Here is a 20,870-nt window from a genome sequence, read left to right as displayed (position 1 = left end):
GCCATCAGGTGGGGTTTAAGGTTATAGTTAGTGTAGTTGTAACATCAAATCAAAATGCTGTCAGTAGCATAAACGGTGACTATGAAAAATAACCATATTAAAAACCCTATTACTGCTTCTCAAAGAAAACGACTTGTTCGCTTAATACTAGCGGCTGGTTGTTTTGTATTACTAAGCTGGGTAGGTGTTAATAGTAGTTTTCAGAGTCATCAGTTACTTTATGATAGTGCCGATAGCACGGCAAAAAGCCTCACTCAGTTTATGGCTTTAAATGTTAAAACACCGCTTATTGAAAAAAACAAACCACAGCTCAACGCCATTTGTAACGATATAAGTAAAGATGAATTTGTACTTTCTGCGACTATTTATGATCAACAGGGCATTTTAATTGCTAGTAGTGACAATTGGCAGTCACATCATATTTATGGACAACTCCCTGACTCTATACCGGGTATTAGTAAACTAAAAACACCTTTTATGGAACCCGTGATAAGCGATGATGACCGCCCTATAGGCTTTGTGTCTGTTACTTATTTAACTCGCGCCGCAATATCAGACAGCCATAATCATTTTCATGACTTAGGTCGGCAGGTACTATTAATGCTAGTGATTGCATGTATTTTTACGTGGCAGTTAGGGCGTGGATTAAAACGTTGGCAGGTAAATCGCTATATGCAAAAAACATCTGAACAAGAATCGTAAAGCTGCTTTGCAAGCGTCCCTCTTTCACTATGTGGCTTTAAATCACATAACGCGTTAAATACATCAGGTATATGCAGTGGCGTGTTAACTTCACCTTGATGACCGCTTAACGGCATTGAAGGTGAGTCGGTTTCAAGTACTAAGTGCTCTGGCTCAATAGCAGCAATAACAGCGCGTGTTTTAACTGCGCGATCATAGGTAATAACACCGCCTACGCCAAGTTTGAAGCCTTGTTTAATATAATATTGCGCTTGTTGAAGCGATCCTGAAAATGCATGGATCACTCCCCCATTTTTTGGCTTACACCGCTTAAACGATTGCGCAATTAAATCATGGCTTTGCCTATGATGCACAATGAGCGGTAAGTTAAGCTCATTAGAAAGCCCTATTTGCTGCTCAAATAAATAAGTTTGTTTAGGAAGGTTTTCAATACTTCGATCAAGCCCGCACTCACCAATAGCTACTAACTGATGCTTGTTTGCAGTCGCGAATTCAAATAATGCTTCTATGTGCGATTCTTTATGTTGCTCTAAAAAGTAAGGATGTAGCCCTGCGGCTATTTTTATACTTGGGTAAGTTGCTTTGAGTTTTATGAGAGTATGCGATTGAGCAAGCGTAATACCCGGCACAACAAACTGATTAACTCCCTTTGCTACACACACGTTTATGAGCGATTCACGATTCGAATCAAACTCGCTAAAGTCGAGGTGGCAATGAGAGTCAATAAATTGCACGGTTACTTACTCATCTATTTATTAAGGATTTAAGCGCGTAATTTGCCAGCTGTTATCTGCTTGGCGCTGATATATAAAGCGATCATGCAAACGATGCGCCCCACCTTGCCAAAACTCAATTTTAGTGGGTACTACACAATATCCGCCCCAAAAATCAGGCAATGGAATTTCACCTTTAGCAAACTTATTTTTCATGTTGGCGAAGGTTTCCATGAGTACTTTACGTGATGACACCGGACGACTTTGCGCTGACGCCCACGCAGCTAATTGGCTTTCTTTAGGTCGAGATAAAAAGTACTTTGCCACGGCAGATGTAGGTAATGGTTTAGCCTCGCCATACACAATAACTTGGCGTTCCATGTGGTGCCACGGAAAGTGCAAGGAAATTTTATTATTACCTTTAAGCTCTTGCGCTTTACGCGAACCTGTATTGGTAAAAAATACAAAACCGTTATCATCCAGATGCTTTAAAAGCACAATACGCTGTGAAGGTTGACCGGTTTCATCAACGGTTGCTACAACCATTGCAGTAGGATCGGGCAATTGACTTGCTACCGCATGCTCAAGCCACGTTTCAAACTGCTTAAACGGATCATCTTGCAAGTTATCTTCGCTTAACGCGTCTTGCAGGTATTCACGACGGATATCTTCGAGTTTCATAACAAGTCCTTTAAATAAAGCCTTAGAAAAGAGCTTAGAGTAGCGAGCTTAAAACAATAGATGTTGAGTAATAACAAACATTAAGATTCAGGTATATACGATAGCAATAAACGCAGATACTCAGGTGCATTCGATAGCAATAAGTATAGAGTCTCAGGTGAATCGTTGGGTTTCGTTTCACTCAACCCAACCTACAATGTAAAACATTACATCTGCAAGTGTAGAAGTGCTGACAAGACGGAGTGCTTTTTTATGCCAAGGAGCATACATTTAGTATGTGACTTAGGCTAAAAAAGCACGACAACGCAGTCAAAGCGAACTACACGCAGCAGACGGTTCACCTAAGAAGTTTAGCCTAAGACAAGGCGTCCAACCTGACTTATCCCTATGAGCATACGGTTTGTATGTGATTAGGGTAAGTCGGATTGGATAACGCAGTATTAGGTTAAAATACGACGGTGATTACATTTGCTCCATAACTTCAATGCCTAGCAAATCTAATCCCGTTTCTAGTGTTTTAGAAACCAAATTACACAGCACTAAACGGCTATCGCGCACGCTTGGCTCTACGCCTTCTTTAAGTACTGGACAGGCTTCGTAAAATGTCATGTATAAGCTTGCTAGCTCATATAAGTAACCACATAGTACGTGCGGTGTTGCTTCGCTGATCATTAAATCAAGTACTTCTTCAAGCTGTAGTAGCTTAAGTGCAAGTGCTTTTTCTTGAGGCTCAACAATTGCAACGTCTGAATTTAATGAAGCAGCATCAACGCCTGATTTGCGGAAAATACTGCGTACGCGTGTATAAGCATATTGTAAGTAAGGAGCGGTTGCGCCTTCAAAGCTTAGCATGCTGTCCCAGTTAAAAATGTAATCACTGGTACGGTGCTTAGAAAGGTCGGCGTATTTAACTGCGCCAATACCTACTTTACGTGCAATCTCACTGCGATCGCTATCACTTAAATCCGATTCACGTTCAGCTAGTTTTGCAGCTGCACGGTTAATTGATTCTTCTAATAAGTCAGCAAGTTTTACCGTGCCGCCGGTACGTGTTTTAAATGGTTTATTATCGGCGCCCATCATGGTGCCAAACGGGCAAAACTCGTAGCTTGTTTCGTCTCGTAATAAACCTGCTTTACGCGCTGTAAGCTCTACTTGAGTAAAGTGTAGATTTTGACGTGCATCAACAAAAATTAAGATACGATCAGCACCTAGTTTATTTGAGCGATAATCACATGCAGCTAAATCGGTTGTTGCATATAAAAAGCCACCGCCAGATTTTTGCACAATAAACGCAGATGGCTCGCCATCTTTGTTAGCCAGCTCATCTAAAAATACAACTTGTGCACCTTGCGACTCTACTGCAATGTTTTTATCTTTAAGCAGGCTAATTATATCTTTAAGCTCAGCGTTGTATGCGCTTTCAGCCATAATATCGGCTTGGGTAAGCGTTACATTTAAACGTTTGTATACTTCTTCAGAGTGCTTAACTGAGGTGGCTATAAATAGTTTCCAAAGTTTTTCACAGTGTGCGTCGCCGCCTTGTAGTTTAACAACGTAATTACGGGCTTTATCTGCAAAGCCTTCTTCGTCGTCAAAACGTTTTTTAGCGTCGCGGTAAAAGGTTTCTAAATCGGCAAGTGCTACAGTATCTAAGTCAACACCTTGGCTAATTTGATCCTCTAAATGCGCGATTAACATACCAAATTGCGTGCCCCAATCACCCATATGATTTTGGCGTACTACTGTGTCGCCTCTAAATTCCAGCGCACGTACAATTGAGTCACCAATAATGGTTGAACGTAAATGGCCTACGTGCATTTCTTTAGCAAGGTTTGGCGATGAGTAATCAACCACTACTTTTTGTGGGTTAGCGTGCTCGTTTACAGCAAGCTTTGCATCGCTATTAGCTGCTTTAACGCTTTGCGCTAAAAACTCAGGCTTTAAGTGAATATTAATAAAACCAGGACCCGCAATTTCAGTCTTTTGAGCAATATCGCTTACATCAAGGTTATCTATAATTTTTTGCGCAAGCTCACGTGGGTTGCTTTTCATTTTTTTAGCCGCGCCCATGGCTGCATTAATTTGGTAATCACCAAATTGTGGACGCGTGCTTTGTGTTACTGCTGGGTTTGTATCTTCAGGTAAGCCTGCACCAACCATAGCTGCAATGGCTTTTTCAATTAAAATAGTACGAATATTCATATTTTTTTACCTTTATAAACCCGCCAAAGCAGGTTTTCTTTTAATTCTTGTAAATGAGCTCTAGTTTTCGCGTGTATGGCTAAACGTTACTTCAGGGTAGCGCTCTACCGATAAGTTAAGGTTTACACGGCTCGGCGCAATGTAAGTTAAGTTATCACCGCCATCGAGTGCTAAATTGCTTTCGCACTTACGCTTAAAGTCTTCAAACTTTTTAACGTCATCACTGCTTACCCAACGCGCTGTATTTACGTTTACACCTTCGTAAATAGCATCTACGTTATATTCTGCTTTTAAACGTGCTACAACTACATCAAACTGAAGCACACCTACCGCGCCTACAATTAAATCATTATTAATGAGTGGTCTAAATACTTGCACAGCACCTTCTTCAGAAAGTTGCACTAAACCTTTTAATAATTGCTTTTGCTTAAGCGGATCGCGAAGGCGAATACGGCGGAATAATTCAGGCGCAAAGTTAGGAATACCACTAAATTTAAGTTTTTCGCCTTGCGTGAATGTATCACCAATTTGAATTGTACCGTGGTTATGCAAACCAATAATGTCGCCAGCGAAAGCATCTGCGGCACGTTCACGATCGCCCGCCATAAAGGTTACCGCATCAGAAATACTCACTTGCTTGCCAATTCGCACGTGATTCATTTTCATGCCTTGGCTGTACTTACCCGATACAATACGCATAAATGCAATACGGTCACGGTGTTTAGGGTCCATGTTGGCCTGAATTTTAAATACAAACCCGGTAAAGTTTTCTTCAGTTGCAACAATTAGTCTGTCTTCGGTTTCACGTGGTAATGGCGTTGGCGCCCACTTAGTTAAACCATCTAACACGTGATCAACACCAAAGTTACCAAGTGCGGTACCGTAATAAACTGGCGAAAGCTCACCGGCTAAAAACAAATCTAAATCAAATTCGTTTGATGCACCAATAACAAGCTCAAGCTCATCACGTAACTGCGCAGCTAAGTCTTCACCAATGGCAATATCTAACTCTGGATTATCAAGGCCTTTAATTGTGCGAACATCTTGAATTTTATGACCTTGGCCCGTTTTATATAAAACAGCTTCATCATTATGAATGTGATAAACACCTTTGAATTCTTTACCACAACCAATTGGCCAAGTAATGGGTGCACAGGCAATATTTAGCTCTGTTTCAACTTCGTCCAGCACTTCCATTGGGTCGCGAATATCACGGTCACATTTGTTCATAAACGTAACAATAGGTGTGGTACGCAGGCGTGTAACTTCCATTAGCTTACGGGTACGGTCTTCTACACCTTTAGCCGCATCAATAACCATTAAGCACGAATCTACTGCTGTTAATGTACGGTAAGTATCTTCCGAGAAATCTTCATGTCCTGGAGTATCAAGTAAATTAACAAGTGCGTTGTTATATGGAAACTGCATTACAGAGGTAGTAACAGATATACCACGCTCTTTTTCCATTTCCATCCAGTCAGACTTTGCATGCTGGTTAGAGCCACGGCCTTTTACAGTGCCGGCTCGTTGAATAGCTTGTCCGAATAACAATACTTTTTCGGTAATGGTTGTTTTACCAGCATCTGGGTGAGAGATGATAGCAAAGGTTCGTCGTTTATTAATTTCGCTAAGGAGATTTTGATCTGCCATTAAAAAAGTTCTTTTAGTTTGTATACGGATATTATCCACTTTAAGTATGCTGAGCTTTCAAGGCTTAAATAATACCAATTGCATTAAATTAGCGTTCTATTATAGCGATAATAAAATAGCGCAATAACAAGGCGAAATTATCACATAGAGTTATTCTCTATGAATAATTTTTAACGTAGTTAGTGAGTTATTTAATACGCTAGAACGATCTTGTTTTAATAAAATTGGTATAGAGCAACCTCGAAAGCTCAACACACCATCAGAAAAGCCCTAAATTGGCCCTTCACATGCGATCCGTTATGTTAATCGTAATTGGAGACTATTTTCGCTGATCTTGGCCTTATAAACAATCAATGGTTGGTTATTAGCTGATCTTTTTTATTAATATGGATTTTGGGAAGCCTAACTGCAAATGAGGTACAAAAAAATCAGTAATAAGCCAAATAAATAGAATCAGCACACAATACACCAAGCCTCTGCACACCATTAGAATTTTTAAGCCTTGCTTGAGAATATAACCTAGTGGCCCGGCTAACAGCCCTGCGTTAACCCACTGGTATTTATAACTAAGAGTAAATTAGAAAATTCAATTTAAAGTGATAGCATTTATCTTTAAAAAAATGACTTTAAAAGATGTAAATTTATGTAAACTTTTTTGAACGATAAAATAACGGTTATAAGCATGTAACTTATTAAATTAAAATAACTTAATAAAATAAAAAAACACCAATACAGAGCTAAATACCATGCAACTACTGATTGTAATTTAGCCACCAAGACCGCCACAAGCTTGTGTAATAAAGTCGTAACGCATATTATTGATAGATTGCATGGAGGATAAGTCGTTTGGTCATGAAAACCAGTAAGTTAAGTATTAGATTATTATGGTATATAACACCCCTTGTTATTCTACCGCTGCTATTTTTAGGTGGCTTTACGCTCACCAATGTAACTAATTCAACACAAAAACAAGCTGATTTAATAATGAGCCGTTTTGTTGAGCAACAACAGCAAAAAATATTTAATTATATCGACTCTTTTCACTCTACTGCAAAACTACTTTCAACCTCGCCAGTACTTAGTGATTTTTTAGCAAACGACATTCGTGCCAACGGTAATTACACCCGAAAACTTGGCGCGCTTATGGATGTATTTGCCAGTTACAGTGAGGCTTATCCCGATATAATTAGCATTAATCTAGTTTCAACAAGTGGGAAAAGCGATGCCTACTATTCTAACAACCTAACAACAGCGCCTAAAAGCTACCCGTTTTTTAATCAAGTATTGCAAAGTAATTTAAGTAAACAGCAATTTATGATTCAAAAGGATGATGGCACCACTAGTTTGTATTTTATTCAACGAATTTATAGTGTTGATTACTATTTAAAACGACCACAGCAGCTTGGTTTTATTGTAATACATATAGAACCTTCAATACTAAACTCTAGTATTTTAGAAGCGCCATATAACAACACGCTTAATTTAATGTTGACTAAAGACGGGAAAATTTTATTTAGCTCCGATTATAATATGCGTGGCCAATACATAAGCGAGTACGAACTTAATCAAGTGCACGACCTCGCTGATATCGGCATGCTTTCAACTATTGAACTCTCAAGCATAGACAAAATAGAGCGAATGATTTTTGCAGTGCAAATGCCCGGCGGATATTATTACGTATCAACCATTCCCAAAGGGGTGCTTTATCAATCAGGTAAAGCCATAAGTTTAATAACAGGCTTAATTGTTATTATTTCGGTGATCACCCTGCCAATATTAATTTTTGTAGTGGTCCGCAATTTATTACTTAACCCAATTGAGTTACTCGGGGCTGCGAGTCATCGTGTTGGTGATGGCGATTTGTCGGTGCACTTACCAGCTCATACAAATGATGAGGTAGGTGTTTTATTTAACGACTTTAACCACATGGTTAATCAAATAAGGCACTACCAACAACAGCTTGAAGAATACAAACACCACCTTGAAGATAAAGTGGAAAGTCGTACCCAAGCACTTGAAGCTATGAACAGCCAACTTGAGTTAGCTATTGGCCAAGCTGAGCAAGCTAATCAACTTAAGAGTCGTTTTTTAGCCAACATGAGTCACGAAATACGCACGCCGCTCACGGCCATTATGGGCTTTACAGAGCAGTTACTACATAACGATAAAGTAGCGAATGACAAACAACACCTAAGCACTATTTTACGTAATTCCAAACACTTACTAGAGTTAATAAATAACATACTCGATTTATCTAAAATTGAAGCTGAAAAGCTGGCTGTTGATTTGTCAGCGTTAAACGTAGTGCAGCTTGTGCACGACATTGAATCAATTATTCAACCACTGGCACAAGAAAAACAATTAACCCTTAATATCGACTATCAACTGCCGCTACCCCGCACCATTTATAGTGATGTGACCCGCTTAAAACAAATACTTATAAACATTGCTAATAACGCTGTTAAATTTACCGAAAATGGCAGCGTGTCTATTTGTGTGCATTATTTACAAGCAAGTCAAAAGCTAGAGTTTGTAATTAAAGATACTGGTATTGGTATGTCTGAGCATCAAATAGAACGTGTATTTAAGCCGTTTGAACAGGCCGATGCCACAACTACACGTCGTTTTGGTGGTACAGGTCTTGGGTTGTGTATTTCTAAAAACTTAGCACTGTTACTTGGTGGCGATGTAAACCTTGAAAGTGAAGTGGGTGTAGGTAGCCGAGTTACAATTAGGGTGGCATGTCAGCTATCTGATGATCAACCCATGCTTGAATTTTTAACGCAAGACAGCCAGTTAATACCAGAAAAAGACCCTCTCTTATCGTTTGCAACCAATAGCTTCGACGCCAATATATTAGTGGCTGAGGATAACCCAGATAACCAACTATTAATTAAATTATTACTGCAAACCTGGGGCCTTGAACCCGATATTGCCAGTAATGGCGCACAAGCTGTAGAAATGGCGCTCGTAAACGACTACCAACTTATTATTATGGATATGCAAATGCCTGTAATGGGCGGATTAGAAGCGACTAAAATGCTTCGTCATGCAGCGTATGATGGCCCTATCATTGCCCTTACTGCCAATGTAATGAACCATGATATAGGCACTTATCTAGAAGCTGGATGCGACAAAGCACTGGCTAAACCCATTGATAAAGATGCTCTGGAAAACGTACTCGTAAGCTACCTGCATCTTGAAAAAGATAATCAAAATAAATGGGATAGCCTATTAAAGAGCGAAAAGTTTCAGCAAATTGCCGATAATTACTTAGCTAACTTACCTACATATTTAGAAGAAGTTAAAGCTTTGCAGCATTGTGATGATTGGGAAGCATTAAGAGGTATAGCGCACAGTGTTAAAGGTAGTTCTGGATGCTTTAACTTTGATAAAATTTATCAAAGCGCTGCGGCACTTGAAGAGAACTTAAAAAGTAACAATAAAGTGCCAAGAGACGAGCTGGTAAATGATTTAATAACAGCCATTGAGCAAGCAATTAGCGACAAAGTAAGCTAAAAGTTAACTTACATAGCGGTGCAATTACTCTGTTTTTAGCAGCTCTGTATTTTAAATGCTAATTACCGACTTTAATTATGAAAAGTTTAAACCTAGCGCCATACCCATTAAAATAGCGTCTTCAAAGCCATTTTTAGCAGGGTTATCACTTGGGTAGTAGTTTTTACGCACTGACATCTCAGCAAAGCCTGCGCGCTCGTACAGTGCAATAGCACGCGTATTTGATTCGCGTACTTCTAAAAAGAGGTTTTCAGCATTTTGCTGCTCACCATATTCAATAAACTGAGCTAACAACTGCCTTGCAATTCCCTTCCCCTGGTGACTTGGTGTTACACAGATATCCATAAGTGTAAAATCAGGCCCTGCTTTTTCACCAATATAAAAACCAATCATGCTCGCCTCATTAAATGCGGCAACATTAAAATAGCGCCCGCCTATACATGAACCCATTGTATTTAAAGTCCACGGATGACTATGACACGCTGTTTCGATGGCCATTAATTGAGGTATTGCAGTTTCATCTACTGATTTAAAGTTTATCAAGGCGTTCACTCATTAAAGCCCATAAAGCACGCTTCTCAGAGGCGTTGAGCTGTGGGGTTGGCAATGTAAGCTTATTGTCGTTTAATTGCATCTCACTGCCCTGTACAACGCTATTTATAATAATAGGCTCTGCACTGAGTTTAATGTCTGCAAGTAGTTGCTCATTGAGCGTTAAAGGACTAGCTATCGTGCTTTGCGATAAAGTATTAGCTTGACCATTTGCTTGAGGACAATAATGTTGATTTAGTTCAAGATTTTCTATATCAAAAATAGCTGCGTAACGTGGATGCATAACAACTCAGTAGATTAGACATTTGAACAATATAAGAAGTAATAAAAACGATGTAAAGAAGAAATGGCAGGGGCGGAGAGATTCGAACTCCCAACCATCGGTTTTGGAGACCGCTGTTCTACCAATTGGAACTACGCCCCTGCAATGACGACGAATTATAGAGAAGTTTCGCCAAAGGTAAAGAGAAAAATCACTCTTTTAGTTTAACTGCTTTTTAAATAAACAAAACGACGAATTAGCATGCTAATCCGCCGTTTTTTAATCACTTAAAATTAGTTAATTAAAACTAAAATTAATTATTCCCATTCGATAGTTGCAGGTGGTTTACCTGAAATATCGTAAACAACACGAGAAATACCATCTATTTCATTGATGATACGGTTTGAAACCACACCTAAAAACTCATAAGGTAAATGTGACCAGCGCGCTGTCATAAAGTCGATTGTTTCCACACAACGAAGTGATACAACCCAATCGTACTTACGTGCATCACCCATAACCCCTACCGATTTAACAGGTAAGAATACAGTAAACGCTTGGCTTACTTTATGGTAAAGCTCAGCTTTGTGAAGCTCTTCGATGAAAATCGCATCAGCGCGGCGTAATAAATCACAGTATTCTTTTTTGATTTCGCCAAGTACACGCACACCTAAACCTGGTCCAGGGAAAGGATGACGGTAAAGCATGTCGTACGGTAAACCTAGCTCTAGGCCAATTTTACGTACTTCATCTTTGAATAATTCACGTAATGGCTCAACAAGGCCCATTTTCATGTCATCTGGTAATCCGCCCACATTGTGGTGAGATTTAATAACATGCGCTTTACCAGTTGCAGATGCCGCTGATTCAATTACATCAGGATAAATTGTACCTTGCGCTAACCATTTTGCATTTTTAAGCTTTTTGGCTTGCTCATCAAATACATTAATAAACGTGTGACCAATGGCTTTACGTTTATCTTCTGGGTCTGACTTACCCGCTAGATCATTTAAAAACTGCTCTTCAGCTTCAACTTTAACAATGTTTAAGCCAAATTTATTACCAAACATGTCCATTACTTGTTGGCCTTCGTTTAAACGAAGTAAACCATTATCAACAAATACACATGTTAGTCTTTCGCCAATTGCACGGTGAATAAGCATAGCCACAACCGATGAATCAACACCACCAGAGAGGCCTAAAATAACTTCGTCATCGCCTACAGTTTCTTTAATACGCTCGATAGCATCATCGATAATTTTTGCAGCAGTCCACAATTTTTCACAGCCACAAATATCAATAGCAAAACGCTCTAATAAGCGCTGACCTTGATGCGTGTGTGTTACTTCTGGGTGAAACTGTACACCGTAAAAACGTTTTTCTTCGTTAGACATTGCAGCATGTGGACAAGTAGATGTTTTAGCTGTTGTTGCAAAACCAGCTGGAATATCCATTACTTTGTCGCCATGGCTCATCCATACGTCGAGTATGCCGTTGCCGCCATCGGTAATGCTGTCTTCAATTGCATCAAATAATGCACAGCTGCCTACTTTTTCTACTTGTGCGTAACCAAACTCTTTTTTATCAGAGCTGTGTACACTTCCGCCAAGTTGAGCTGCCATTGTTTGCATACCGTAGCAAATACCTAGCACAGGCACGCCTGCATTAAATACATACTCAGGAGCGCGCGGGCTGTTTTCAAGTGTTGTTGATTCTGGACCACCAGAAAGAATAATACCTTGTGGGTTGAACTCGCGGATTTGCTCTTCAGTCACATCCCATGCCCAAAGTTCACAGTAAACACCAATTTCACGCACACGGCGGGCGATTAATTGAGTGTATTGTGAACCAAAGTCTAAAATGAGAATTCGTGAATCGTGAATATCTTTGCTCATGGAGTATCTCGTAAAGTCTGATGCTAAATGCCGCTTTGAATACCAATTTTATTAAACATTACTAATTCTTGCAGGCTAAATAACTCTCTAACCACGTTAAAAACTTCTTATTTAGAAGAAACTAAAAATCGAAATTTTTGCCTCGTTATTGAGCCATTTATCTGTCGCAATAATTGACCACTTTATTAATGCAATTGGTATTTATATAAACGACTAAAAAGAGGGCTTGCAAAGCAAGCCCAGTATATTAAATTAATTACGCTGCTTAACCTAAGCGGTAATTTGGTGCTTCTTTAGTGATTTGCACATCATGAACGTGCGACTCACCCATACCTGCTGAAGTAACACGTACAAATTGTGGTTTTGTATTTAGCTCTTCAATTGTTGCACAACCCGTTAAGCCCATAGCGCTTCGTAGGCCGCCCACTTGCTGATGAATAATCGTTGCAATAGGACCTTTGTAAGCTACGCGACCTTCTATACCTTCAGGTACTAACTTGTCTGCTTCGTTTGATTTTTGGAAGTAACGATCTGATGAACCTTCTTTTTGATCCATCGCGCCTAATGAGCCCATACCACGGTAAGATTTGTAATAACGGCCTTGGTATAATTCAACTTCACCTGGTGCTTCTTCAGTACCAGCAAGCAGTGAACCCACCATTACACACGATGCACCAGCAACAAGTGCTTTAACAATATCACCAGAAAAACGAATGCCACCATCAGCAATAACAGGAATGTCGCGACCTTTTAAGCCTTCAACAGCATCTGAAATAGCGGTAATTTGTGGAACGCCACAACCGGTAACAATACGTGTAGTACAGATAGAGCCTGGGCCGATACCTACTTTAACTGCGTCGGCACCCGCATCAGCAAGTGCAATCGCACCTTCAGCTGTTGCTATGTTGCCTGCAATAATTTGTAAGTCTGGGTACTCTTTACGTGTTTTAGTAACACGGTCAATAACACCTTGAGAGTGGCCATGCGATGTATCGATAAGTAAAACATCAATACCCGCTTCTACTAATGCAGCAATACGCTCATCAGTACCTGCACCAACACTTACAGCTGCACCTACACGTAAACGACCTTGGTCGTCTTTACATGCGTCAGGTTTGTCTTGGGCTTTTTGGTAATCTTTTACTGTGATCATGCCTTTAAGTTTAAATTCATCATCAACAACAAGGATTTTTTCAATGCGGTGTTCGTGCATTAAGCCTAAAATTTCTTCGCGTGCTGCGCCTTCTTTAACGGTAACAAGCTTTTCTTTTTTAGTCATAACGGTAGAAACAGGCTGTTCAAGCTTAGTTTCAAAACGCATATCACGACTAGTAACAATGCCTACAAGCACATTATTGCTATCGGTAACCGGAAAGCCTGAAAAACCTTTTTCGTGCGAAAGCTCAATTGCATCTGCAATTGTTAAATCGGCAGTAACCGTTACAGGGTATGAAACAATACCTGCTTCGTAGGTTTTAACTTTACGTACGTTTTTCGCTTGTTCTTCAATAGTCATGTTTTTATGAATAAAACCAAGACCACCTTCTTGCGCAAGGGCAATAGCTAAACGAGCTTCTGTAACAGTATCCATAGATGCTGAAATAAGCGGCAAGTTAAGTTTGATACCACGCGTTAAGCGAGTTGAAATATTTGCCGTGTGTGGCAAAACAGTAGAATGACCAGGTACTAAAAGTACGTCATCAAAGGTAAGAGCTTCTTTAGCGATTCTAAGCATTTTGGCAACTTCTCACATGTGGATCTAAGATAAGGAATTGCGGCCAAATTTTAACAGCGTTGTTGGCATGAGTAAATAATATTTCGCAAATATTTATGATAAAGTAGTGCAATAAATAGTTTTAGGTTGTTTTTTATGTTTTCGAAGCCTTCGCAGGCGGTTTACACCGTTTCACGCCTTAATAGAGAAATTCGCACAATCCTTGAGCAAGGTTTTGCATCTTTAGTGCTCACGGGCGAAATTTCTAACTTTATTACCCCTGCATCTGGACATTGGTACTTTTCGTTAAAAGACGATAAAGCACAAATTAAAGCCGCCATGTGGCGAGGCAATAATCGCAACCAAAGCTACCGCCCTGTAAATGGCGCACAAGTTACAGTAAAAGCGCGTGTATCGCTTTATGAACCTCGCGGTGACTACCAGCTTATTGTTGAGCATATGGAACCCGCAGGCGAAGGTCAGCTAAAACAAGAATTTGATGCGCTTAAAATGCGCTTAGCCGCCGAAGGATTATTTAGCTCTGCTCACAAGCAGCCATTACCGCAAAATATTAATCGTATTGGCGTTATTACCTCAGCAACCGGCGCTGCTATAAAAGATATTTTAACGGTACTCAAACGCCGCGCGCCGCAATTAGAAGTCATTATTTACCCTGCGATGGTGCAAGGCAAGGAAGCACACCTGCATTTAATTAAGCAAATAGAATTAGCCAATGCCCGTGATGAAGTAGACGTAATTATTTTGGGGCGCGGCGGCGGATCACTTGAAGATTTATGGTGCTTTAACCACGAACAACTTGCCCGTGCTATTTATCAAAGCGATTTACCGATTATAAGCGCCGTGGGTCATGAAGTTGACACTACTATTAGTGACTACGTGGCCGATATGCGTGCGGCTACTCCATCAGCCGCTGCTGAGTTGGTAAGCCCTAACACGCAAGAGCTACACAACAATGTTACGCAACTCATTAACCGTTTAAACAATGCCTTTAAACACGATATTGCTGATAAGCGCGCGCTTGCTACACATCTACAGCATCGCCTCAACCTATGCCACCCACGTAATCAGCTTAATCAAAAATCACAACGTTTGGATGAGCTAAGCATTGCACTGCAACAAGCTATGCAACATCGTTTATACCAGCAAGAACGCACACTTAATAACTTAACGCCGCGTTTAATGCGCCAATCGCCTGATAAAAAACTCGCTTCAGCAGGCCATCAACTTTCGCAATTACAAGCTAGGCTAAACCAAGCTATACAGCATCAGTTACAGCAGGCGAATAATAGCTTAGCACTGCAAGCAAGCAGGTTAGATTCGGTAAGTCCGCTTAATGTTTTAGCGCGCGGTTATAGCATCACTAAAACACAACAAGGCAAAGTGGTTAAATCTGTGGGTCAAATTAAAACAGGCGATGTTTTAATTACAGAGCTGGCGGATGGCGTAATAAAATCAACAGCGTCGTAAAACGTTCACTTAATTGCTGGTGTTACTTCTTTACTTTTTGGATGCAGAGCATAAGGTTTTTGCTGCTTTGCATTACTTTGCTATAACTTAGTTGGCTCTGAATCACTTGAAGCTAAATTAAAGTAGCCCCAAGTTAAACCAACACCAGCAATAAAGCCAATTCCTAGCACCAACAAGCTATTGTTGTTCATTTTAATTCCTTTTATTTTTACTTTTGCTTATAACATTGAGCTAGTGTGTGATTCATTTTCAGGTTCTGGATTTGCTAAAAAATTTTGGTTCATACTTTGTGCTGGACACTCACAATCCGGTCGACCAATAATTTTAGCCGGTACGCCAACAGCCGTTGTATGCGGTGGTACATTACTAAGTACAACAGAGCCTGCACCAATTCGCGCTCCCTCACCTACTTCAATATTACCAAGCACCTTAGCGCCTGCACCAATTAATACACCCGCTCTAATTTTAGGATGACGATCACCCTGCTCGTTGCCTGTACCGCCAAGCGTTACAGATTGCAAAATTGATACGTTATCTTCAATTACTGCTGTTTCACCAATAACAATACCGGTTGCGTGGTCAAACATAATGCCTTTACCTACATTACATGCTGGGTGAATGTCGACCCCAAATACTTCAGATGTACGGCTTTGAATAAAACGCGCTAACTCTTTACGGTTTTGTTGCCATAAACAGTTAGCTAAGCGGTGCGCTTGAATAGCATGAAAACCCTTAAGATTTAATATAACCGTAAGGTAGGTTTCGGCAGCGGGATCCCTGTCTTTCACCGCCTTAATATCCTCTGCAACGAACGAGAGCATTCGGTCACACTTTACAAACGATTGATCAAACAACTCCCGAATAGTAAATGCAGATACCACCGCATCGGCCAATTTATTAGCAACAATAAAGCTTAATGCCGAACCTAAACAATCATGATTCAAAATGCATGAATACACATGACTCGCTAATAGTGGTTCTCGTTTTACTACATCGTTCGCTTCACCGCGAAGCTGTTGCCAAATTGCATGACGCATAATACTGCACTGCCTTAAGTTGATATAAAATAGCCTTTCACAAGTCTAACGGATTTAAAGCTTAAGGTGTTAACCCCTTAGTTATTTGTTCTAGTTATTAGGTATAACCGTTTATTAAGTTTCATTATTAGATAACCTGAACTGTGGATAATAAATCTATTTCAAGCAGCTATTTTCAGCGCTAACTGCGTTGAATTTACTTGTAATAGGCCAGCTATTGACGCGTAAATTCGCCTTGTTTTCACTGAAAATCTCTCAACCAGAGTTCAGGTTAAATAATAAAAAGCCCCAATACTTTAAGCATTGAGGCTTTTTTCTAACATTTAAAAACCGCTTAGATTATTGAAATACTTTATCGACTTTCATCACTTCAATATTTTTTGCAGGAATTGCTAATTTGTAATCAGCAATTACTTCATCCTCAGCAACTAGCTCAGCCGGTTTATTGGTATTGTAAACCATTGGTGAGGTTTGCTCAGACGCTAAACGTTTTTGCATATCAGCGCCGTCACCAGTAATAAACACATATTGAACATTGTCTGTTTGTAAGTTGTCTTTAATAACGCGGTTTACATCAGCAACGCTTAGCGTTTTAAGTTTGTTAGTTACGTAACTTACAAAGCTATCTGTATTGTAAAATTCGCTATCAAGTGCGTAACCTAATTGGCGGTTTTGACTTGCCACCATTTGCGGCACAAAGTTAATTAAAAAGTTACGCGTTGCTTCAAAGTCCTCTTCGCTCATACCATTTTTAATTAGCTTATCTAGCTCAAACAAGGCGGTACGTGTTGCAAAGTGCGCATCGTTATTAGAGCGAAGTGGGCGTAACCACACTTGAAATATTTGCTCAGAACGTCCTAGGTTTGCATCAGGTTTAGTTTGAAACATACCACGAGGAAAATATTCAATGTAGGCGTAATCGCCATAGTTCATGCCGCGAGTTTCACGAATGCGCTCATATAAAAAGCTGTTAGAACTACGGTGCTCACCAAAGTACGAACGCACAAGCCATAATGCAGTCCAGTCTTCACTGCTTCTAATCGTATCAATAGGGAAACCAAACGATACCGCTGTCGATTGCGCCGACTTTTCTACTATTGTTGCATGATGACCTTTGAGCGCTGGTGCATCAGGAATACTTAAACGGCTTTGCTCACCCTTTGGTAGCGTTGCAAAGTCGCTCATCATTTTAGCTTTAAGGTTTGCAGGCACAGCCCCAATTAAACCAACCGTGAGTTTAGATTGCGTAAGCTCGCTGTTATAAAACGCTTTAACATCATCCAGCGTCAACGCTTCTAAATCCGAAATATCACCATAGTTGTAGCTTTCGTAAGGGTGATTTTTGTAAAGCGCACTGTATAGCACTTCTTTGCCTAGCTCTTCATCGTTAGATGCTTTTAAGCCTGACTTAATGCCGTCGATCATTTCTTTTTTAAGGCGCTTAAAGTCGTCATCTCTAAAGCCTGGGTTTAGTAGTTGATCGCTCACAAGTGCATACCACTGCGGTGCATTATCTTTATGGATACGCCCTTGGAACGACAACATTTCTTTATCTATTTGATAACCAAAGCTACCCGCAAGCGGATAAAGTGCTTTTTGGATATCTTTATAGCTTGTCGCCTGCGAGCCACCTTGTGCAAGCATAGCCGCAGTGAGCGCAGCAACACCTTTTTTGCCTTGTGGGTCGGCAGCAGCACCGGTATTGAATAAAAAGTTAACATCAATTAATGGCGAGCTATTGGTTTTATCAAGTACTTTAAATACAGGCGCTGCAGGTGCTTGTTCAAGCTTTGCAGTAAGCGCGTTTAAATCAGTTTCTTGCTCAAACCCAAGCGCTTTATCAAGTGCCGACATAGTGACTGTTGTACGGGCGTTATCAGTAAAGTATTTATTAGCAACGGCTTTAATATCTTGCGCTGTAATGTTGTCTGCAGATTTGTAAAGCTGGTTTATAACCTCAGGATCGCGCTCAAAATGCATGTAACTCGCAAGTGTTGAAGCAATTGCTTGCGATGAGTCTAAACCATTAATAAAGCTGTATTTAAGATTTGATTTTAAATCACTGAGCTTTTGCTCATCAACCAATTCGGTGCGTGCTTTTGCATAAGTTCGGTTAATTGCATCGCGCGCAGTGGCTAAATCGTCTGCGTTTTCTACTTTAACAAATACGTGTAATAAACCCGGATCTTTAGTCTCTGGGTTATAGGTAAACATTTGGCTGGCAATTTGTTTGTCGACTACTAACTCTTGATATAAATCTGAATTACTAGAAAAATAAAGCTGTGAGGTTAAATCAAGTGCCGCTCTGTCTTTTTTAGCCGGCTCCCATGCAGCGCCTTTGTACGATACAAGTAACCAATGCCCTGGTAGCGCTTTATCTTGCTGGTGCAAATATTTTGGTGCTTGTTGAACAGGCTCTGCTTTAATGTCAGCAACATAGTTACCTTTTTTCCAGCTTCCCCAATGCTTTTTAACCATTGCCATTGTAGCTTGTGGGTCTACATCGCCCACAATAACAAGTGACACATACTCAGGCTTATAAAACTTAGCAAAAAATTCTTTCCCGTACGCCATTTGATCAGGCATGGCTTCTATGTCTTCAAAAAAGCCCATCGTGGTGTGTTTATACGTGTGCTTATCAAACGCTTCTTCGCGTACAGCGCTTAATAATTTACGAATTGGGCTCGCGTTGTTTTTTAAGTACTCACCTTTTACCGTTTGTGCTTCTGTTCTAAATTGCTCTTCGGTGTAGGTTAAGTTTTGAAAAATATCAGCTTCAAGCTCAAGTACTTTATCAAGGTGCTGCTTTGAAAAATTTAGATGATAGTTTGTGTAATCGTTTGTTGTATACGCGCGGTTATCTACACCTGAATTTTTTAAAATGTCTGAATATACGTCTTCTGGGTATTTTTGTGAGCCTTTGAACATCATGTGTTCAAAAAAGTGAGCAAAGCCTGTTTTGCCTTCTTCAACTTCGTTACGCGATCCAACCGATACCGGAATTTGCAGCGAGACTACATCAGGGTAATCAGTTTTAACAACCATGACACGTAAGCCGTTTTCTAGCTCTTCAATTAAATAGTCTTGCGAAAAAACACGGTCATCAGCTTTATTTACTTGTTCTTGTTGTGCTGTTGTTTGCGTGCTTTGGTTTTGTTGCATTGCGCAACCCGTTAACGCCAGCGATACCGCTAAGCTAGTTGCTAATAATTTAAATTTCATTGTTGTCCCTTTTTAAATTGAGCAAGTTTGTTGTCAGATTTAACTCTTTAATTATGCCCCAAAGCCAATAAATATAAGAGTCCCGAGGGGATTTATTATGTAAACAACTGTGTCAATTACACATTATGGGAACAATCACTATGAATAAATATCATGTTAGTTGAAAAACTTTCATTAAATAAATCTATCTAGACGTCTAAATGGCTGTTATATTAAATCCATCAGAACAAACTTAGCTGGAATGAGGATTATGGCTTTATCACTAAAAGAGAAGATAGTGGACACCAACCAAGGTGTTTACCTTATTGGTACTACCCCGCCTAAAATCGGCACCGATAAAGCGCAATTGAAAATCATTGCAGAAAAGCTATTAGGTCGCTTACACGAAATTGAATACGACGGCGTAATAATTTACGACATTCAAGACGAAAGCAGCCGAACTAATCAAGCCCGTCCATTTGCGTTTAAACAAACCGTTGATCCGCGTGAATACAGTCATTTACTACGTAATTTATCTGCACAAGATGTGATTACTTATAAAAGTGTGGCACAGCGTGGCGTAGGCGAATTTAAGGATTGGCTAAGTGAAACTAAAAACGACTATGATTTACAAAATGTTGTTTTAGTAGGTAGCCCATCATCGATAGGTGATATAAAGCTAAGCCTGCCAGATGCGTATAAAGCATTGGCTGAGCAATCAGATGATTTCTTTTTAGGTGGCGTTACTATTGCTGAACGCCATTCAAGTAAACGAAATGAGCACGAACGATTAATAGAAAAAACAGCACAAGGTTGTCAGTTTTTTATATCGCAAGCTGTTTACGACGCACAAGCCACTATAGAGCTAATTACTAGCTACGCACGTACGTGTAAAGCACAGGGTATTATACCTCAACGTATTATATTAACGTTTACCCCGTGCGGCGGCGAAAAAACCTTAGAGTTTATGCAATGGCTGGGTATCTCAGTGCCAGAGGCAACTAAATGGCGCATGCTTGATGCAGACAATACATTAAGCGAATCAGTCCGTATTTGCCGCGAAAATCTCGACTTAATACTTAAAAGCTGTGCGCATTTAGATGTACCGCTGGGCTTAAATATTGAAAGCTTAACAAACCGTAAAGAAGAAATAGATGCGTCTATTAATTTATATCGTTTATTAAAAGTAACAATGGAGCTTAACCTTGCGGAGAAACTGATAGCTTAATTGCGGGGTTCGGGGTTCGGGGT

General features: G+C 40.0%; 14 protein-coding genes and 1 tRNA gene. 4 read left to right on the top strand and 11 right to left on the bottom strand.

The features are described from left to right. Positions 1–81 precede the first annotated feature (81 nt). The gene (locus H4J63_RS15205) at positions 82–702 is read left to right on the top strand and encodes an AhpA/YtjB family protein (RefSeq protein ID WP_024603818.1); all 621 of its coding nucleotides are present in this window, start codon (positions 82–84) and stop codon (positions 700–702) included. On the opposite strand, the gene H4J63_RS15200 is transcribed toward H4J63_RS15205, so the two are convergent. The 4 genes from H4J63_RS15200 to prfC form a co-directional block, all read right to left on the bottom strand. After that, positions 669–1,436 (bottom strand): TatD family hydrolase, encoded by a 768-nt coding sequence (locus H4J63_RS15200; RefSeq protein ID WP_024603819.1) that lies wholly within the window; start codon positions 1,434–1,436, stop codon positions 669–671. The genes H4J63_RS15205 and H4J63_RS15200 overlap by 34 nt on opposite strands. A gap of 21 nt (positions 1,437–1,457) precedes the next feature. Beyond that, positions 1,458–2,096, bottom strand: coding sequence for a pyridoxamine 5'-phosphate oxidase (pdxH, locus tag H4J63_RS15195; RefSeq protein ID WP_010553172.1), 639 nt, complete (start codon positions 2,094–2,096; stop codon positions 1,458–1,460). A 462-nt stretch (positions 2,097–2,558) separates the two neighbouring features. Then, positions 2,559–4,301, bottom strand: coding sequence for an arginine--tRNA ligase (argS, locus tag H4J63_RS15190; RefSeq protein ID WP_182197382.1), 1,743 nt, complete (start codon positions 4,299–4,301; stop codon positions 2,559–2,561). Positions 4,302–4,361: 60 nt separating this feature from the next. After that, entirely contained in the window at positions 4,362–5,951 is a 1,590-nt protein-coding gene (gene prfC / locus H4J63_RS15185) for a peptide chain release factor 3 (protein ID WP_182197380.1), read from the bottom strand. Between the two features lie 852 nt (positions 5,952–6,803). Between prfC and H4J63_RS15180 the strand changes: the two genes are divergently transcribed. Then, positions 6,804–9,470: an ATP-binding protein gene (locus H4J63_RS15180; protein WP_182197378.1), complete on the top strand. Its 2,667-nt coding sequence runs from the start codon at positions 6,804–6,806 to the stop codon at positions 9,468–9,470. A 75-nt stretch (positions 9,471–9,545) separates the two neighbouring features. On the opposite strand, the gene rimI is transcribed toward H4J63_RS15180, so the two are convergent. The 5 genes from rimI to guaB form a co-directional block, all read right to left on the bottom strand. After that, on the bottom strand, positions 9,546–10,013 hold the full coding sequence (gene rimI / locus H4J63_RS15175) for a ribosomal protein S18-alanine N-acetyltransferase (RefSeq protein WP_182197376.1): 468 nt from the start codon (positions 10,011–10,013) through the stop codon (positions 9,546–9,548). Continuing rightward, on the bottom strand, positions 10,000–10,305 hold the full coding sequence (locus tag H4J63_RS15170; RefSeq protein WP_182197375.1) for a hypothetical protein: 306 nt from the start codon (positions 10,303–10,305) through the stop codon (positions 10,000–10,002). Before H4J63_RS15170 ends, rimI begins: the two co-directional genes overlap by 14 nt. A 64-nt stretch (positions 10,306–10,369) precedes the next feature. Then, a tRNA-Trp gene (locus H4J63_RS15165) sits at positions 10,370–10,446 on the bottom strand. A 155-nt stretch (positions 10,447–10,601) separates the two neighbouring features. Further along, entirely contained in the window at positions 10,602–12,179 is a 1,578-nt protein-coding gene (guaA, locus tag H4J63_RS15160; protein WP_024606053.1) for a glutamine-hydrolyzing GMP synthase, read from the bottom strand. A gap of 265 nt (positions 12,180–12,444) precedes the next feature. Further along, a complete protein-coding gene (guaB, locus tag H4J63_RS15155; RefSeq protein ID WP_002958783.1) occupies positions 12,445–13,914 on the bottom strand; it encodes an IMP dehydrogenase in 1,470 nt (489 codons plus the stop codon). A 135-nt stretch (positions 13,915–14,049) separates the two neighbouring features. On the opposite strand from guaB, the gene xseA reads away from it, so the two are divergent. Next, positions 14,050–15,381 carry an exodeoxyribonuclease VII large subunit gene (gene xseA / locus H4J63_RS15150; RefSeq protein WP_182197373.1) on the top strand — a complete coding sequence of 444 codons (1,332 nt, stop codon included), beginning with the start codon at positions 14,050–14,052 and terminating at the stop codon, positions 15,379–15,381. A gap of 218 nt (positions 15,382–15,599) precedes the next feature. Here xseA and cysE read toward each other — a convergent pair whose 3' ends face one another. Both cysE and H4J63_RS15140 read right to left on the bottom strand, forming a co-directional pair. After that, on the bottom strand, positions 15,600–16,418 hold the full coding sequence (cysE, locus tag H4J63_RS15145; protein ID WP_182197371.1) for a serine O-acetyltransferase: 819 nt from the start codon (positions 16,416–16,418) through the stop codon (positions 15,600–15,602). 339 nt (positions 16,419–16,757) lie between these two features. Beyond that, on the bottom strand, positions 16,758–19,640 hold the full coding sequence (locus tag H4J63_RS15140) for a pitrilysin family protein (RefSeq protein WP_182197369.1): 2,883 nt from the start codon (positions 19,638–19,640) through the stop codon (positions 16,758–16,760). Between the two features lie 250 nt (positions 19,641–19,890). On the opposite strand from H4J63_RS15140, the gene H4J63_RS15135 reads away from it, so the two are divergent. Continuing rightward, the gene (locus H4J63_RS15135) at positions 19,891–20,847 is read left to right on the top strand and encodes a methylenetetrahydrofolate reductase (protein WP_182197367.1); all 957 of its coding nucleotides are present in this window, start codon (positions 19,891–19,893) and stop codon (positions 20,845–20,847) included. Positions 20,848–20,870 lie beyond the last annotated feature (23 nt).

The organism is Pseudoalteromonas sp. 5Ae-yellow (assembly GCF_014077565.1).
In the GTDB taxonomy this organism is placed as follows: Bacteria; Pseudomonadota; Gammaproteobacteria; order Enterobacterales; family Alteromonadaceae; genus Pseudoalteromonas.
The sequence above is the reverse complement of the archived record's forward strand: the minus strand, read 5'-3'. Positions and strand labels throughout refer to the sequence as shown.

Bases quoted from the DNA above. Each gene is read 5' to 3' on its own strand.
- H4J63_RS15205 (WP_024603818.1), top strand. From the start codon at position 82: ATGAAAAATAACCATATTAAAAACCCTATTACTGCTTCTCAAAGAAAA.
- xseA (WP_182197373.1), top strand. From the start codon at position 14,050: ATGTTTTCGAAGCCTTCGCAGGCGGTTTACACCGTTTCACGCCTTAAT.
- H4J63_RS15170 (WP_182197375.1), bottom strand. From the start codon at position 10,305: ATGCATCCACGTTACGCAGCTATTTTTGATATAGAAAATCTTGAACTA.
- H4J63_RS15140 (WP_182197369.1), bottom strand. From the start codon at position 19,640: ATGAAATTTAAATTATTAGCAACTAGCTTAGCGGTATCGCTGGCGTTA.
- argS (WP_182197382.1), bottom strand. From the start codon at position 4,301: ATGAATATTCGTACTATTTTAATTGAAAAAGCCATTGCAGCTATGGTT.
- H4J63_RS15180 (WP_182197378.1), top strand. From the start codon at position 6,804: ATGAAAACCAGTAAGTTAAGTATTAGATTATTATGGTATATAACACCC.
- guaA (WP_024606053.1), bottom strand. From the start codon at position 12,179: ATGAGCAAAGATATTCACGATTCACGAATTCTCATTTTAGACTTTGGT.
- prfC (WP_182197380.1), bottom strand. From the start codon at position 5,951: ATGGCAGATCAAAATCTCCTTAGCGAAATTAATAAACGACGAACCTTT.
- cysE (WP_182197371.1), bottom strand. From the start codon at position 16,418: ATGCGTCATGCAATTTGGCAACAGCTTCGCGGTGAAGCGAACGATGTA.
- pdxH (WP_010553172.1), bottom strand. From the start codon at position 2,096: ATGAAACTCGAAGATATCCGTCGTGAATACCTGCAAGACGCGTTAAGC.
- guaB (WP_002958783.1), bottom strand. From the start codon at position 13,914: ATGCTTAGAATCGCTAAAGAAGCTCTTACCTTTGATGACGTACTTTTA.
- H4J63_RS15135 (WP_182197367.1), top strand. From the start codon at position 19,891: ATGGCTTTATCACTAAAAGAGAAGATAGTGGACACCAACCAAGGTGTT.